General features: G+C 62.8%; 17 protein-coding genes and 1 tRNA gene. 8 read left to right on the top strand and 10 right to left on the bottom strand.

Annotated features, from left to right (window positions below; all coding sequences use genetic code 11):
• Nucleotides 1-534: 534 nt before the first annotated feature.
• From EN745_RS15895 to EN745_RS15880, 4 genes are all read right to left on the bottom strand, one after another.
• A complete protein-coding gene (locus EN745_RS15895; RefSeq protein WP_127421719.1) occupies nucleotides 535-1,431 on the bottom strand; it encodes an ankyrin repeat domain-containing protein in 897 nt (298 codons plus the stop codon).
• Between the two features lie 280 nt (nucleotides 1,432-1,711).
• A tRNA-Leu gene (locus EN745_RS15890) sits at nucleotides 1,712-1,797 on the bottom strand.
• Between the two features lie 93 nt (nucleotides 1,798-1,890).
• Complete coding sequence (locus tag EN745_RS15885; RefSeq protein WP_127421718.1) at nucleotides 1,891-2,469, bottom strand: NUDIX domain-containing protein; 579 nt, start codon at nucleotides 2,467-2,469, stop codon at nucleotides 1,891-1,893.
• A gap of 144 nt (nucleotides 2,470-2,613) precedes the next feature.
• Complete coding sequence (locus tag EN745_RS15880) at nucleotides 2,614-3,171, bottom strand: hypothetical protein (protein WP_127421717.1); 558 nt, start codon at nucleotides 3,169-3,171, stop codon at nucleotides 2,614-2,616.
• 238 nt (nucleotides 3,172-3,409) lie between these two features.
• Here EN745_RS15880 and EN745_RS15875 point away from each other — a divergent pair, with 238 nt between their 5' ends.
• Entirely contained in the window at nucleotides 3,410-3,688 is a 279-nt protein-coding gene (locus tag EN745_RS15875; RefSeq protein WP_126054329.1) for a DUF982 domain-containing protein, read from the top strand.
• A 31-nt stretch (nucleotides 3,689-3,719) separates the two neighbouring features.
• Nucleotides 3,720-3,959: a DUF2188 domain-containing protein gene (locus EN745_RS15870; RefSeq protein WP_126054328.1), complete on the top strand. Its 240-nt coding sequence runs from the start codon at nucleotides 3,720-3,722 to the stop codon at nucleotides 3,957-3,959.
• 454 nt (nucleotides 3,960-4,413) lie between these two features.
• On the opposite strand, the gene EN745_RS37025 is transcribed toward EN745_RS15870, so the two are convergent.
• From EN745_RS37025 to EN745_RS37510, 3 genes are all read right to left on the bottom strand, one after another.
• On the bottom strand, nucleotides 4,414-4,728 hold the full coding sequence (locus EN745_RS37025; RefSeq protein WP_245455457.1) for a hypothetical protein: 315 nt from the start codon (nucleotides 4,726-4,728) through the stop codon (nucleotides 4,414-4,416).
• Complete coding sequence (locus EN745_RS37020; RefSeq protein WP_245487744.1) at nucleotides 4,725-5,141, bottom strand: alpha/beta fold hydrolase; 417 nt, start codon at nucleotides 5,139-5,141, stop codon at nucleotides 4,725-4,727. Before EN745_RS37020 ends, EN745_RS37025 begins: the two co-directional genes overlap by 4 nt.
• Before the next feature lie 111 nt (nucleotides 5,142-5,252).
• Nucleotides 5,253-5,381, bottom strand: a complete 129-nt coding sequence (locus EN745_RS37510; RefSeq protein ID WP_281034777.1) for a hypothetical protein — start codon at nucleotides 5,379-5,381, stop codon at nucleotides 5,253-5,255.
• Between the two features lie 136 nt (nucleotides 5,382-5,517).
• Between EN745_RS37510 and EN745_RS15855 the strand changes: the two genes are divergently transcribed.
• The 5 genes from EN745_RS15855 to EN745_RS15835 all read left to right on the top strand — a co-directional run bounded on the left by EN745_RS15855 (nucleotide 5,518) and on the right by EN745_RS15835 (nucleotide 8,941).
• Nucleotides 5,518-6,261 (top strand): competence/damage-inducible protein A, encoded by a 744-nt coding sequence (locus EN745_RS15855; protein ID WP_126054327.1) that lies wholly within the window; start codon nucleotides 5,518-5,520, stop codon nucleotides 6,259-6,261.
• 81 nt (nucleotides 6,262-6,342) lie between these two features.
• The gene (locus tag EN745_RS15850; protein ID WP_126054326.1) at nucleotides 6,343-7,176 is read left to right on the top strand and encodes a universal stress protein; all 834 of its coding nucleotides are present in this window, start codon (nucleotides 6,343-6,345) and stop codon (nucleotides 7,174-7,176) included.
• Between the two features lie 149 nt (nucleotides 7,177-7,325).
• On the top strand, nucleotides 7,326-7,826 hold the full coding sequence (gpt, locus tag EN745_RS15845; protein ID WP_027145490.1) for a xanthine phosphoribosyltransferase: 501 nt from the start codon (nucleotides 7,326-7,328) through the stop codon (nucleotides 7,824-7,826).
• 209 nt (nucleotides 7,827-8,035) lie between these two features.
• Nucleotides 8,036-8,524 carry an NUDIX hydrolase gene (locus tag EN745_RS15840; protein ID WP_126054325.1) on the top strand — a complete coding sequence of 163 codons (489 nt, stop codon included), beginning with the start codon at nucleotides 8,036-8,038 and terminating at the stop codon, nucleotides 8,522-8,524.
• 105 nt (nucleotides 8,525-8,629) lie between these two features.
• Nucleotides 8,630-8,941 carry a PilZ domain-containing protein gene (locus tag EN745_RS15835; protein ID WP_126054324.1) on the top strand — a complete coding sequence of 104 codons (312 nt, stop codon included), beginning with the start codon at nucleotides 8,630-8,632 and terminating at the stop codon, nucleotides 8,939-8,941.
• Nucleotides 8,942-9,011: 70 nt separating this feature from the next.
• Here EN745_RS15835 and EN745_RS15830 read toward each other — a convergent pair whose 3' ends face one another.
• The 3 genes from EN745_RS15830 to EN745_RS15820 all read right to left on the bottom strand — a co-directional run bounded on the left by EN745_RS15830 (nucleotide 9,012) and on the right by EN745_RS15820 (nucleotide 13,758).
• Nucleotides 9,012-10,817 (bottom strand): ABC transporter ATP-binding protein, encoded by a 1,806-nt coding sequence (locus EN745_RS15830; protein WP_127421716.1) that lies wholly within the window; start codon nucleotides 10,815-10,817, stop codon nucleotides 9,012-9,014.
• A gap of 423 nt (nucleotides 10,818-11,240) precedes the next feature.
• A complete protein-coding gene (locus tag EN745_RS15825; protein WP_127421715.1) occupies nucleotides 11,241-12,917 on the bottom strand; it encodes an NAD+ synthase in 1,677 nt (558 codons plus the stop codon).
• Nucleotides 12,918-13,044: 127 nt separating this feature from the next.
• Nucleotides 13,045-13,758: a DNA-3-methyladenine glycosylase I gene (locus tag EN745_RS15820; RefSeq protein WP_127421714.1), complete on the bottom strand. Its 714-nt coding sequence runs from the start codon at nucleotides 13,756-13,758 to the stop codon at nucleotides 13,045-13,047.
• An 89-nt stretch (nucleotides 13,759-13,847) separates the two neighbouring features.
• Between EN745_RS15820 and EN745_RS15815 the strand changes: the two genes are divergently transcribed.
• A partial coding sequence (locus EN745_RS15815) for a DUF1003 domain-containing protein (RefSeq protein ID WP_127421713.1) occupies nucleotides 13,848-14,246 on the top strand: 399 nt, incomplete at its 3' end.

Below are 14,246 nucleotides of genomic sequence, written 5' to 3'. Positions count from 1 at the left end.
GGGTGGGGCCTGAAAGACGCCGGCCTGGGCGGATCAAGTCCGCCACCAGATTAACCTAACGACATGGGCGAAAAGGGTAATTCCGCGATCGCGCCAGTACCATGATGCGACGACGGGAATCGAACCCGTACGATCGGAAATCGAGTGATTTTAAGTCATCTCTGTGTGTCCACCCTTGGGTGTCCAAAGTGCCACGCAAAGCCTGAAGTGACGCTTACTAGTGGGCTTTCAGCACAATCAGACCGCAGAGAATGATTATCGCCACCAGGATCAGCGCCCACGACACGGCGCCGCGCGAAAGGCGCCTCCTCCGACCGCGCAGGGCCTGGTCTCGCCAGCGTTTAGCCTGATCAGCCCCTATGTTTAATTTATCCACGCCCTTCTCTCCCCGAGCGCCGAGAATGCTTCCACACAGCAATCGAGTCCATAGCTGAGAGATTGCTAAATCGGAGTAGGTATCGGGAGGTCGGTTGATGCGCGATTACGACCTTACACAGCGACCCGGCCAAGCCCTCCTGGGGTAGGACGAGGGGTTCAGGGCAGCGGGATCGGCTTGTCACTGAGTGTGTGTAAGTAGGCGATGAGATTGACCCGTTCAGTCTCATCCGGAACACCGGGCATCTCCATGTAAACGCCTGGCGTAGTGACCATGGGCTCAAGCAGATATTTGTTCAGGTCCTCGTACGTCCACACGCCTTCCCAGCCCAGCAAGGTGTCGGAATAACGCATTTTTGTCATAGAGGCCTTATCGCGGCCGACGACACTCCACAAGTTCGGCCCCGTCTTGGTTCCTCCCTGTGGCTCGACATTGTGGCAACCGGCACATAGTCGGGTGAAGGAGGTTCGGCCTTTCTCAATATCGGCGGTAGCCAACTTCATCGAGATCGGAGACGGCGTTGGCAAGATGACGCCGTGCGACATGAGATAGTCAGCGATTTCGCGTAGCCCCTTGAATTTTGCCAGATGGAGCGGCGTCTTGCCGTCCTTTGTCTTCGCATTGACGTCCGCGCCGGCCTCGACCAGTGCCCTCACGCAATCGAGGCAACCCAGATTGACCGCGATGTGGATAGCGTTTTCGCGGCTGCGCTTCGAATTTGGATTTGCGCCTCCGTCCAGCAACAGTTTGATCAAGTCGATCCTGCGTTTTGCCAAAGCCGGCATGAGAGCAGGACCCAAAAGCGGTGTCGGGGCGGCGTTGACGTCGGCACCGCGATCCATGAGCAGTTTTGCCGCCGCAAAATGCCCACTCTTAACCGCAAGATAGAGTGGTGTCGCTTTCCCATCGCTCTCATCAACGCCAGCACCTGCGTCGAGCGCTGCGGTGATCGCCGCGACATCGCCCTTCGTGGCGGCGTCGTGGATAGCGGCGGCATGCGTTGCAATCGGAAGGTGCAAAAGCACCAATGGAAGCAAAAGCAAAACGCAGCGCATTCGCTACCCCCTGTGTCAAACCGGAGGACTGGGCACGCTTTGAGAAGGGCAGAGTTTAGGGTGAATGCTCAATCGCGACAAGGTATTTCAGCGACCGCTAACGGAACAGAACCAGGAGTTTCGCGAGGAGTGATCGCAATAATCTCTGACAAAAAGAGGCCGGCGCCTGTTGGGCGGGGGGCTTTGGGGTAAGACGCCGGCCCTAGGCGGATCAAGTCCGCCGCCAGAGGAACTTAGCAAGGTGGGCGCTGAGCGTAATTCCGTGATCGCGCCAGTGCGATGGTGCGGACGACGGGAATCGAACCCGTACGATCAGAGATCGAGGGATTTTAAGTCCCTTGCGTCTACCAGTTCCGCCACGTCCGCGCCCGTTGCTTTTCGGGGCTTCGGGCCGAAACGTCAACCGCCCTTGTGCGGACGCTGCGTGGGCTGGCGCCGGAACTTGGCGCCCGGCAGCCTTCAAGCCGGGATCGGGTACAATTTCAGGTGCTGGATCAGGATGATCGTCTTGGCATCGACAATGCGCCCGTCGGCGATGCCGGCCAGCGCGTCGTCGAGCGTCATCTCCAGGACCTCGATATCCTCACCCTCTTCCGGCGCGCCGCCGCCGGCCGAGATGCGGTCGGCCGGGGTGTAGCGCGCGACGAAGAACCAGAGCCGCTCCGTCACGCTGCCCGGGCTCATATAGGGCGCGAACAGCCGCTCGACGTCCTTCAGCCGGTAGCCGAGCTCCTCCTCCGCCTCCTTGCGGATGCAGGTTTCCGGGTCGTTCTCGTCGAGCAGGCCAGCGCAGGCCTCGATCAGGGGTTCGCGATGGCCGGTGACATAGGCCGGATACCGGAACTGCCGCACCAAGAGCACGGTCGAGCGAGCGGGATCAAAGGGCAGAATCACCGCGCCATCGCCGCGATCGTAGGTCTGGCGGATCTGCGTCTCCCACTGCCCGTCGCGTCGGCGATAATCGAGCACCGTCTTCTTCAGGACCGCCCAGTCGTCGGACAGCACCTCTTCCGAGCGGATGCGAATGCGATCTTCCATGATGAACTCCGATGAACCCGTGCCCGCGCACGGGGCCTAGCCGCGAACCGCCATTCATGCAATCGGGCCAGCCATTGGTCCAGGGCGGCATTTTTCACCGCCTCGTGTCTGGTGCAGGTTGTTAGCGGCTTTTCTTCCGGGGCATCAGCGCTCCGGCGGAATTGGCCGAATCTCCTTCAGGTAGCGCTGAATGGGTGCAAGCCCTTCAAGGCGCGGCATTTCTCTCATCATCTCCCCGGGCTCGCACCAGGGATAAGGCAGATTCGTAATCCAGCCCATGATCCGGTCAAGCTTATCAGCAGGAAATATCTGCATCACATCTATGGTGATGACCAGCTTTTCGACCTTGCACTGTGCACCCCGTGTAAAATACCAGTCGTAGCGCCCGCTCCCGACCCGAATTGGACCATTGTTCTTGGCCGACATACCGACCAGCCAGTGGCATGGAAAATGGCGCCGATTGGCCTCCGTTGGTTGCGCAAGGCAGAAGGTGTAGACGTTCTCGAAATCATTGGCGAAACCACGACTAAGAATCTCTTCGATCGCGGCCACCCCGTCGGCCGAACTCGGAAAGGAGATGGCTTCGGTCTTCACGACCATTTCCAGATGGATGTCTTCAGTAAAGGCGCGCCGCATCAAGAATGGACGGTTCCCATCCTTCGCATGGAAGTATGTGCTAACGGCTTCGAACGGGCCCGGCATTAGGTCTCTCCGACTTCAAGTCTAATCACGTTACCTGCTTCGCGCCAGAGATGCGGCGGCGTTCGCTGGCACGCGGCCACCTTCGGCGAGGAAATCCACCCGGCGCCGCAGCTTGCCCGCTCGGTGACGACGATGCGGCATTGGATGAAGGCGGCGGGCTGACCAACTTCGCTGAGACGTTTGGGCGCAGCCTGGAAGACACGATTGCAACCAAATTGGCTGCTTTGCGTTTGCGGCCATGATGGACAGCAAGCCTTTTGAAAAGCCGGTGGTGGTCGAACTCGGCCATGTCGGCAAATATCGCCAGATCCGCAGCACAAAAGAAGCGGCGGAATGCCTGATGACGGTTTGGCCGCTCAATCGCGGCCCGCGGCATCGTGATGCCGTCGACACTTGCCTCAAAGTGCTGGAAGGATATCGTTCGACGGCGGATGCGCGCAGGGCCTTGATCGAAGCGGCCAAGGAATCGGAAGTGCTGGTGCCCGACGACCGCTTGCCCGACGATCGGCTGCATTGAGCAAAAGGGGGCTTTTCAACCGGAGGACTTCATGGCGAAGCTGACTTACAAGATCGTCGAGCACGATGGCGGCTGGGCCTACAAGGTCGGTGCGACCTTTTCGGAGACGTTCCCTACCCACCAGGACGCGCTGCGCGCCGCCGAGATCGCTTCGGCCGAGCAGCAGATCGCCGGCGCCACGGACGGCATCCAATACGAGGACGCCGAAGGCAATTGGCACGACGAACTGGCCGACGGCCGGGATCGGCCACAAACCGAAGTTTCCGACTAGCGTCTGCTCCTGGCGCGGCCCTTGCCACAGCGGCCGCCGATACCCGCCATGGCACCCTGCCGCCACTTGGAAAGCGTGCGGTCTGCTACTTGCCGCAATACTGATCGTTGACGTTCTTGCCCGGCATTGGCGTCGGGTCCGGACGTGCTAGAGGCGCAAGGCCCGGCCGGGCCGGGGTTGCCCAGCGTGTTCAGGCCTGACGCATCGCTGCCGGCAATGCTGGCCGTGGTGTTGCGATCGACGGGGAACGTGTCTTCGTTTCGAACAGCCAGTTGCGATGGCTTCCAGACGTTGTCTCGGCCGACTGGGCCAATGCCGATGTGGCGAGGCCGATCGTCAAAGCCGAGGCTGCAAGCAGTCTCATCATCATTGGTTTTGCTCCCTGATGCGACATGGGTCAGACCCGATGGTCACGTCGAAGGTTCAGTGAATTGTCGTGAGGGCTGGGTGATGTTCAGCCAGCAAACGCCCGCTCGGCAATGCGCCTGACGAAAGCGGCGACGCGCTCCGGCTCGATGAATTGCGGCATGTGGCCCACGCCGTCGACGGCCTCGAAATCGAGCCCTTTGAGCCTGTCCCGCATCGGTTGGCCATGGACAGCCATGCCAATGACGCGGTCGGCGGTGCCGAACAAAATGCCGGCAGGCATGGCGATCTCGCCATAGCGCTGCTCGATGCGGCCGAGATCCTGTTCCACCGCAACAACATCGGTCGAGGTTGCATGGAAATGGGCGGGCCGCAACCCGAGCCAGCCGCCTCCTCCGGTCATATAGTCACCTGGAACGGCCTGCTCGCGAAGATGAACCTCATTGTCGGCTCCGCGTATTTCAAACTCAACGGTATCGCCACCGTATACGCCATGATCCGGCGCAGCAGCCGCGAAGGAACGTAGAGCAGGTCGAATTTCTGGCGCACCCTGGTTTCCAGATGCGTCAGGGGTGCGAGCAAGGCGATGCCCGAAATCCTCCCGGGGTGCTCCACCGCCAGCGTCAGCGCGATTGCGCCGCCCAGCGAATGACCAACGACCAGCGGCTTCTCCAGCCCCAGCTTGTCGATGAAGCGCCGCACGATTTCGGCCTGCTCGGGCAGTCGCCCGGTGGCGTCGCCAGCCCGCACCGAATAGCCAGAGCCCGGACGGTCGAGCGCGATCAGCCTATATCCGGGGCCAAAACGGCCGAACAGCGTGTGGCGGAAATGATGGTGCTGGGCGCCTAGCCCATGCAGGAAAACGATCGGCCTGCCCTCGCCTTCCTCGACATAATGGATGCGGTTGCCGTCGATCTCGACAAACGTTCAGCGCGCCGGCACCAGCCGTTTCGCCTTGGCGGCGATCCACCATGTCGCCAGCACCAAAAAAAGAAGCACCACGACCGCCAGCACGACCACGCCACCGAGCAGCCACCACAGAATCGATATCGACATCTTCCACCCGCAGCAGACCGAGGCAGATTACCCGCCGCAGATGTCGCTGCAAGGCGCCGCCGTGGCATAGTGCTGGCTGATTGCCGGCGGCCCATCGCCGCGCTATCTCAGGCGACCCTGTTTGCCGGAGCCAGCCATGCCTGAAATTGTCACCGCCGCCATGCTCGTCATCGGCGACGAGATCCTGTCGGGCCGGACCAAGGACAAGAACATCGGCCACCTTGCCGACATCATGACGGCCATAGGCATCGACCTGAAGGAAGTGCGCATCGTTGCCGACGAGGAGGACGAGATCGTCGCCGCGGTCAATGCCGTGCGCGCTCGCTACACCTACGTCTTCACCACCGGCGGCATCGGCCCCACGCATGACGACATCACCGCCGATTCGATCGCCAAGGCGTTCAGCGTGCCATGCGAATACGACGCCAAGGCCTATGCGATGCTGGAAGCGAGCTATGCCGCGCGCGGCATTGAATACACCGAGGCGAGGAAGCGCATGGCGCGCATGCCGCGTGGCGCCGACCATATCGACAATCCGGTGTCTATCGCGCCGGGCTTCCGCATCGGCAACGTCCATGTCATGGCCGGCGTGCCGTCGATCTTCCAGGCCATGCTCGACAATGTCGTGCCGACGCTGAAGGCGGGGACCAAAATGCTGTCGGTGACGGTCCAGTGCCCGTTCGGCGAGGGCCTGATCGGCGGCCCCCTGGCCGATATCCAGAAGGCGCATTCCGACACCATCATCGGCTCTTACCCGAAATATGGCGACGGCAAGTTCTGGACCGAACTCGTCGTGCGCGCCCGCAGCGAGGAAGCGCTGGAGGCCGCGCGCAGGGATGTCGAAGCCATGGTGGCCGGCCTCGCCAAGGCGGCCGGTTGATCCAGGTCATTCCGGAACCAAGCGCGCTCCTCTAGCGTTTGTCGCAGGCGATTTTCGATCGCCGCAAGATGAGGGATTGCCATGCGCTTCAAGACCATCGTCGCCATATTGCAGAACGAGCAGGACGCCGAGCGCGTGCTCGATTGCGCCATCCCGCTTGCCGACCGCTTTCAAAGCCATCTCGTCGGCATCCATGCCGAGGCGCTTCCAGTCCCCTACACCTCGGCGACCGGCTTTCCGGACACCGAGTTCCTGCAGGTGTCGGCCGAGATGAACCGGGAACGCGCCGACAAGCTGGAAGCGCTTTTCCTGAGGCGCATCGAAGCGTCGGGCCTATCCTTCGAGTGGCGCAGCCTCGAGAGCTTTTCCGGCGACAGCGCGCTGACCGGCATTTCAAGCGTCCGTGCAGCCGACCTGATCATCGCCGCCCAGCGCGACACCGGCGGCGATCCGAGCGCCGATGTCGACACGCTGGTCTATGATGCCGGACGGCCCGTGCTCGTGGTGCCGCATGAAGGCCCCCTCATCACAACCTTCAAGCGTGTGCTCCTGGCCTGGAACGGCAGCAAGGAGGCCGCACGCGCCGCCTTCGACGCCCTGCCCTTCATCAGCGAGGCGGAGAAGACGGACATATTGATCATCGATCCGCCGGAGACGCTGGACGAAGCCCCGGAGGCCGCCGGCGCCGAGATCGCCGCGGCGCTCTCCAGGCACGGCGCCACCGTCAGCGTCTCGGTGCAGAGGTCGAATGGCGGTTCCGTCGATGACCTGATCCAGACACGCATCGCCGAGACCGGCGCCGACTTGCTCGTGCTCGGCGCTTACAGCCATTCCTGGCTGCGCCAACTGCTGTTCGGCGGCGTGACACGCACGGTGCTGCGCACCGCGCCAGTGGCGGCCTTCCTGTCTAGATGACCTAACGCCGTTCAAAGCAAGCGCGGCGTTAAGTCCACCGGTATCGCTAGCCGCCACCTTGCCAAGGGCGGCATTTTCCCGCTAATTCCGCCTGCATTCCCCTTGGATGTCGTCACGCGCCTGGTCGCGTGTTGCGGAGTGCGCGAAAAATGTCCCTTCCCGAAAAAGCCTTCCCGGTCTCCTGGGACCAGTTCCACCGCGACGCCCGCGCGCTTGCCTGGCGGCTTGCCGGCGCCAGCAAGGGGCAGTGGAAGGCGATCGTCTGCATCACCCGCGGCGGCCTTGTGCCAGCCGCCATCATCTCGCGCGAGCTCGGCATCCGGGTCATCGAGACGGTTTGCGTCGCCTCCTATCACGACTACACCAGCCAGGGGCAGTTGCAGGTTCTGAAGGAAATCACGCCGGCGTTGCTCGCCGACGACGGCGCCGGTGTGCTGATCATCGACGACCTCACCGACACCGGCAAGACCGCGGGCATCGTACGCGCCATGATGCCTAAGGCGCATTTCGCCACCGTCTACGCCAAGCCGAAGGGGCGACCGCTGGTCGATACCTTCGTCACCGAGGTCAGCCAGGATACCTGGATCTACTTTCCCTGGGATATGGGCTTCACTTACCAGAAGCCGATCGCCGACGATCACGCCGGCTGACCTGGTTAGATATTCTACTGAAACGATTCAGCGTGCATTTTTTTGCTACGCGAGCAAGGAGCGCCGAGAGCCCTGTTTCGCGTGATCGACTTTTCTTGGTGGAATTCAACAAGTTCCTGTGAAGTTTTTTACTTTTGTTGCGTATAATCGGTCGTAAGATTCGTTTCTTAAGGCGACAACGAGTTCGAGGGCTGGGGCTAGCTTCTCCAATGTTGACGAGGCCAACGACGCACTATCATCTAGCCGAAAGGGTCCGGCGACTGTTCGGCACCGCGCCGTGCCGCCTGCAGGTTGCCGCTTTGCCCTGGCGCGAGGCCGGCGATGGCGTCGAGATCATGCTGATCACCAGCCGCGACACCGGCCGTTGGGTGCTGCCCAAGGGTTGGCCGGAAGCCAAGGAGCCGCTTTGCGAGGCGGCGGCGCGCGAGGCCGGCGAAGAAGCCGGGTTGCGCGGCACGGTCTCCCATCTCGAAGCCGGCCGCTATTTCTATGCCAAGGCACTCGCTTCCGGCGAGGAAGTGCCTTGCGAGGTGCTGGTCTTCCCGCTGCGGGTCGACCGCGTTGCCGACCGCTGGAAGGAAAAGCGGGCGCGCACCCGCAAATGGGTGAACTCGACCGAAGCCGTGCGCATGGTCAACGAGCCGGACCTCTGCCAGATCATCGCCCATTTCTGCGCCAATCCGCGCAAATTCGCGTGAATTGACCGCCTAACACCGGCACGGCGGAGCCATGCTTCGGACCGGTCATTGCCGCGCGCCAGTATGACCTCTAAGATCGATTCGGCTGCCCTGGCATACTTGGCGATGACCAACACCACACAACCACTCGAAAACAATTCCAGCGACAGCCGTCGCAAGCACCGCCAGCGCGTGCTCAAGGGCGGTTCGATCATCACCGGCATCAAGAATTCCGAGATCAGCTGCACCTTGCGCAACCAGAATGAGGGCGGCGCCGAGCTGAAGGTCGCGCCGGACGCCCGCGTTCCCGATCGCTTCCTGCTCTATGTACCGGTCGACGGCGTCGCCTACCGATCGGAGGTCCGCTGGCGCCGCAACGATCGCGTCGGCGTCCAGTTCACCGGCACCGAGCCGAAGCCGAAGTTGCACTACGGCTGATCGCCTCAGCGGGCCTTGCCTCTGTGTCGATTTGAAGGGCGTCCGGAGCGAGTGGATGCCCTCTTTCACGTCAGATGACCAGACCCTTGGTCAGCTCGAGCGCCTGGCGTTCGAACAAGCGGCGATAGATGCCGCCGTTCAGCCGGATCAGCTGGTCATGCGAGCCCTCCTCGACGATGCGGCCACGATCGAACACCAGCAGCCTGTCGAGCGCCCTGACGGTCGACAGCCGGTGGGCGATGACCAGCGTCGTGCGGCCGACCATCAACCGCTCCATCGCCTGCTGGATCAGCACCTCCGATTCCGAATCGAGGCTGGACGTCGCCTCGTCGAGGATCAGGACGCGCGCGTCGGCGAGGAAGGCACGCGCGATCGCCACCCGCTGGCGCTCGCCGCCCGACAGCTTCACGCCGCGCTCGCCGACCAGCGTGCCATAGCCTTTCGGCAGGTTGGCGATGAACTCATGCGCGCTCGCCAGCCGCGCCGCATGCTCGATCTCGGGCTGCGTGGCGCTGGGCCGGGCATAGGCGATGTTCTCGGCCAGCGAGCGGTGGAACAGGATCGGCTCCTGCTGGACGATGGCGATCTGCGCGCGCAGTGATGCCTGCGCCACCTCGGCAATATCCTGGCCGTCGATCAGGATCCTGCCGGCGTTCACATCGTAGAGGCGCTGGATCAGCTTGACGAAGGTCGTCTTGCCCGAACCGGAATGGCCGACCAGCCCGACGCGCTCGCCGGGCGCGATTTCGACCGAGAAATCGCGGTAGAGCGGCAGCCGATGGTTGCCATAGTGGAAGGTGACCTTGTCGAAGCTGATGCCTCCATCGCTGATGCGGATCGGCCCCGCGGTCGTCCGGTCTTCGATGCCGAGCGGTTCGGCCTGGAAGTCGACCAGTTCCTCCATGTCGTTGATCGAACGCTGCAGGTTGCGGATATGCGTGCCGATGTCGCGCAGATAGCCCTGCAGCACGAAGAACGAGGTGAGCACGAAGGCGACGTCGCCGGCGCTGGCCTCGCCCCACGCCCACAGCATCAGCGCCAGACCGATCACAGCCGTCCGCAGCAGCAGAAGCATCGTGCCCTGCGTGGTGCCGTTGACGGTGCCGCGCACCCAGGTGCGGCGGGTGCGGGCGCGCCATTTGGCGACGACCCAGGCAAGACGCGCTTCCTCGCGCGCCTCGGCGCCGAAACCCTTGACCACGGCATTGCAGCTCACCGCATCGGCGAGTGAACCGCCAAGGCGCGTATCCCATGTGTTGGCGAGCCGGGCCGCCGGCGCGACATAGCCAAGCGACAGCATCGCCGTCACCATGATGAACAGCACAGAGCCAGCGGCGACCACCGCGCCCATCAGCGGCCAGAACCAGCCGAGCAGCAGGGTCGAGCCGACGAGCATGACGACCGACGGCAACAGTGCGATCAGGATCGTGTCATTGAGCAGGTCGAGCGCCCACATGCCGCGCGTGATCTTGCGCACGGTCGAGCCGGCGAAGCTGTTGGCATGCCAGTCGGTGGAAAAACGCTGGACGCGGTGGAAGGCCTCGGCGGCGATGTCGGCCATCATCTTCAGCGTCAGCTCGACGATGGCCATGAAGGCGGCGTTGCGCAGCACGACGCCGGTCAGCGCCAGGGCGACCAGCATCCAGAAGGCTGAGATTGCCGCGTTCCAGGCGACGTCGTCGGCAGCACCACTGCTGGCGACGGCGTCGACCAGCCGTCCGGAATAGAGCGGCGTCAGCACATCGGCCAGCGTCGACAAAAGGAAGGCGGCCATGATCAGCGAAAGCCGCCACGGCTGGCGCCGCCAATGGCCGAGCGTGAAGCCAAGCACGCTGCGGAAGGCTTCGGCACGCAGATCGATTCGAAAACGAGCCATGATGTCATCCAGGCGCAAATGTGCCCGGTCCCGGTAAGCTGGAAATTGAGAAAACCGCGTTGGCGCCAATCTGGCGCCGGGAATGCGGAGGTTCAGCATAGTGGCGGCACGCCCATATGCCGGCGGCGACCGGCAGCGGCAGATGCCTCTCCTCGATCGAGTTCTTGTCGCGAAGGCAAGCCTTCGCGAGGCCTCGATCAGGACCTAGGCTTCGCGGCCTCGCATAACGATGTCAAATTGTGGCATTCGGTTCCTCCAGGTGGAGAATCGCGGAGACGCCTTTATAGAGACGCCCCTGCGCATCGCCAAGCCAGGCTGCGACCAAATGCGCATCTGGTCCAAGCAGTGAGACGATTTTGCAACAACGGCGGGTTGTGCCGTTGCCGTGGCTCAGGCTATGCGGCTGCGCTGCGGACGGAGCGCTTACCGCCCGTCCCTGAACCGGTTGGTGATCGGATAGCGGCGGTCGCGGCCGAAGTTCTTCCTAGTGATCTTCACGCCCGGTGCGGCCTGCCGGCGCTTGTATTCGGCGATGTAGAGCAGGTGCTCGACCCGCGCCACTGTCGCCCGGTCATGGCCGCGCGCAACGATCTCGTCAACGCCCATCTCGTGCTCGACCAGGCATTCAAGGATATCGTCCAGCACCGGATAGGGCGGCAGCGAATCCTGGTCGGTCTGGTTCTCGCGCAGCTCCGCCGACGGCGCCTTGTCGATGATGTTCTTCGGGATCACCTCGCCGGAAGGGCCGAGCGCGCCCGGCGGCACGTGGCTGTTGCGCCAGCGCGACAGTGCATAGACCTGCATCTTGTAGAGGTCCTTGATCGGGTTGAAGCCGCCATTCATGTCGCCGTAAAGCGTGGCGTAACCGACCGACATCTCGCTCTTGTTGCCGGTGGTGACGACCATCGAACCGAACTTGTTGGAGATCGCCATCAGGATGGTGCCGCGCGCGCGGCTCTGCAGGTTCTCCTCGGTGATGCCTTCCTTGGTGCCTTCGAACATCTGCGTCAGTGCGTGCAGAAAACCTTCGACCGGCTCGAAGATCGGTACGATGTCGTAGCGGCAGCCAAGCGCGCGGGCGCAGTCCTCGGCGTCCTTCAGCGAATCCTTCGAGGTATAGCGGTAGGGCATCATCACCGCGCGCAGCCGTTCTTCGCCCAGCGCATCGACGGCAAGGGCGGCGCAGATCGCCGAATCGATACCGCCGGACAGGCCGAGCACGACGTTCTTGAAGCCGTTCTTGTTGACGTAGTCGCGCAGGCCAAGCATGCAGGCGCGATAGTCGGCCTCTTCCCGCTCCGGGATCTTCGACATCGCCCCTTCCGCGCAGACCCAGCCGTCATCCGTGCGCTTCCAGGTGGTGACGTCGACCGCGTCCTCGAACTGGCTCATCTGGAAGGCAAGCGTCTTGTCCGCGCCGATTGCGAAAGAAGCGCCGTCGAAGATCAGCTCGTCCTGGCCGCCCAGTTGGTTGGCGTAGATCATCGGCAGGCCGGTTTCGATGACCTGGCGGATGACGACCTGATGGCGGACGTCGATCTTGGCGCGATAGTAGGGTGAGCCGTTCGGCACCAGCAGGATCTCGGCGCCGCTTTCGGCCAGCGTCTCGCAGACGGCGACCTCGCCCCAGATGTCCTCGCAGATCGGAATGCCGATGCGCACGCCGCGGAAGTTGACCGGCCCCTGCAGTTCCGGCCCGGCCTGGAAGACGCGCTTTTCGTCGAACTCCCCATAGTTCGGCAGGTCGAGCTTGTAGCGTTCGGCCAGGATCTTGCCGCCATCGGCGACGATGATCGAATTGTGCGTGCCGCTCTTGCGCTTCAAGGGCGTGCCGATGATGACGCCGGGACCGCCATCCGCAGTGTCCTTGGCGAAATCTTCCGCGGCCTTTTCACAAGCCTTCAGAAAAGCGGGCTTCAGCACCAGGTCTTCCGGCGGATAGCCGGCGAGGAAGAGCTCGGTGTAGAGCACGAGATCGGCGCCCTGCCGGGCCGCATCCGCCCTCGCCTCGCGCGCCTTGGCAAGATTGCCGGCGACGTCACCGACGGTCGGGTTGAGCTGGGCGATGGCGATGCGCAGGATGTCGGGCTTCTTGGTCATGCAGTGGGTTTAGCGTGGCCGAAATCGCCGGGCAATGGCGATTGCTTGTACCAAATAGGATCGATCGACGGATGTTGATCGTATCCCGATCGATCGATTTAGACCGCGAGATTTCGCCGACCCAGCCCTAGTCATTCATATACTCGCTCAGCGCTTCCACGGAGCGGTTCTCGCCGATCGACATCGCCAGGATGCGCGAGATGTGCCGGCGCGGAAGGCCGGTTTCAGCCGACCATTGATTGATCTGCGCCTGGATCTTGTCGAGGTCCCGCTTCGAGGTCGGGTTCTCGGCGATGTCGATGCCGGCATCGCGAAGTGCCGCCGCCATGTCAGCCGAGACGACGAAGGTGTCCCACTCCAGCCAGCGCAGGAAGTACTGGCCGGTGTTGCCGCCCAGCCGGCTGCCGTGCTTGCCGAGATAGGCCGTCAGCCCGATCTGGTCGTCGGCCGGCCAGGCGGCGAGGAATTTGCCGAAGCCGCCATGCTCCTTCGACACGCGCTCGACGAAGGCGGCGTTGTCGCGGACGGCCTTGATCTTCTGCGGATTGCGCACGATGCGCTTGTCGGAGGCGAGTTCATGCCAGAAATCGTCGGGCTGGAACAGCAAGCGCTTCGGCTCGAAACCGAGGAACGCCTCCTCGAAACCCGGCCACTTCTGTTCGATGACGCGCCAGACGAAACCGGCGGCGAAAATCCGCTCGGCCATCGTCGACAGGATGCGGTCATCCGTGACCTTAGCCACGGCCTTATTGTCCGGCAGCGGCCCGAGCAGCGACGCCAGCGCCGCTTCGCCGCCCTTGCGCTTTGCCGCACGGGCGCGGATTCTTTGAAAGTCAGCCATTTGGTTCCTCGCAAGTCGCGTCAATCTACCACTTCCCGTTCGAACCGGCAGCCTCTACCTCTTATCGCGGACGGTGACGGAGGCGACACATGAACAAGACAGTCGAGGATCTGGCGAACCGCTGGCTGAAGCAAAGGCCGGATGCATTGAGCAAGCTCGAAAGCCGGGTGCTGCAAAGCGCGCTTGATCGCACCACCATCTCGAAGGACACCAACAAGGCCGTCGCCTTTCACCAGACGTTCGGCGACCGGGTCGCCGACACTATCGCCCGCATCGGCGGCTCATGGTCGTTCATCCTGACCTTCATCGCCTTCCTGGTCTTGTGGACCTTCGGCAATGTCTGGCTGCTGTCTCGCGACGCCTTCGACCCCTATCCCTTTATTTTCCTCAACCTGGTGCTTTCGATGATCGCAGCACTGCAGGCGCCGGTGATCATGATGTCGCAGAACCGCCAGACCGAGCGCGACCGTATCGACGCCGCCCACGAC

The organism is Mesorhizobium sp. M4A.F.Ca.ET.022.05.2.1, from assembly GCF_003998845.1.
Taxonomy (GTDB): domain Bacteria; phylum Pseudomonadota; class Alphaproteobacteria; order Rhizobiales; family Rhizobiaceae; genus Mesorhizobium.
This window is presented reverse-complemented; position numbering and strand designations above follow the sequence as displayed.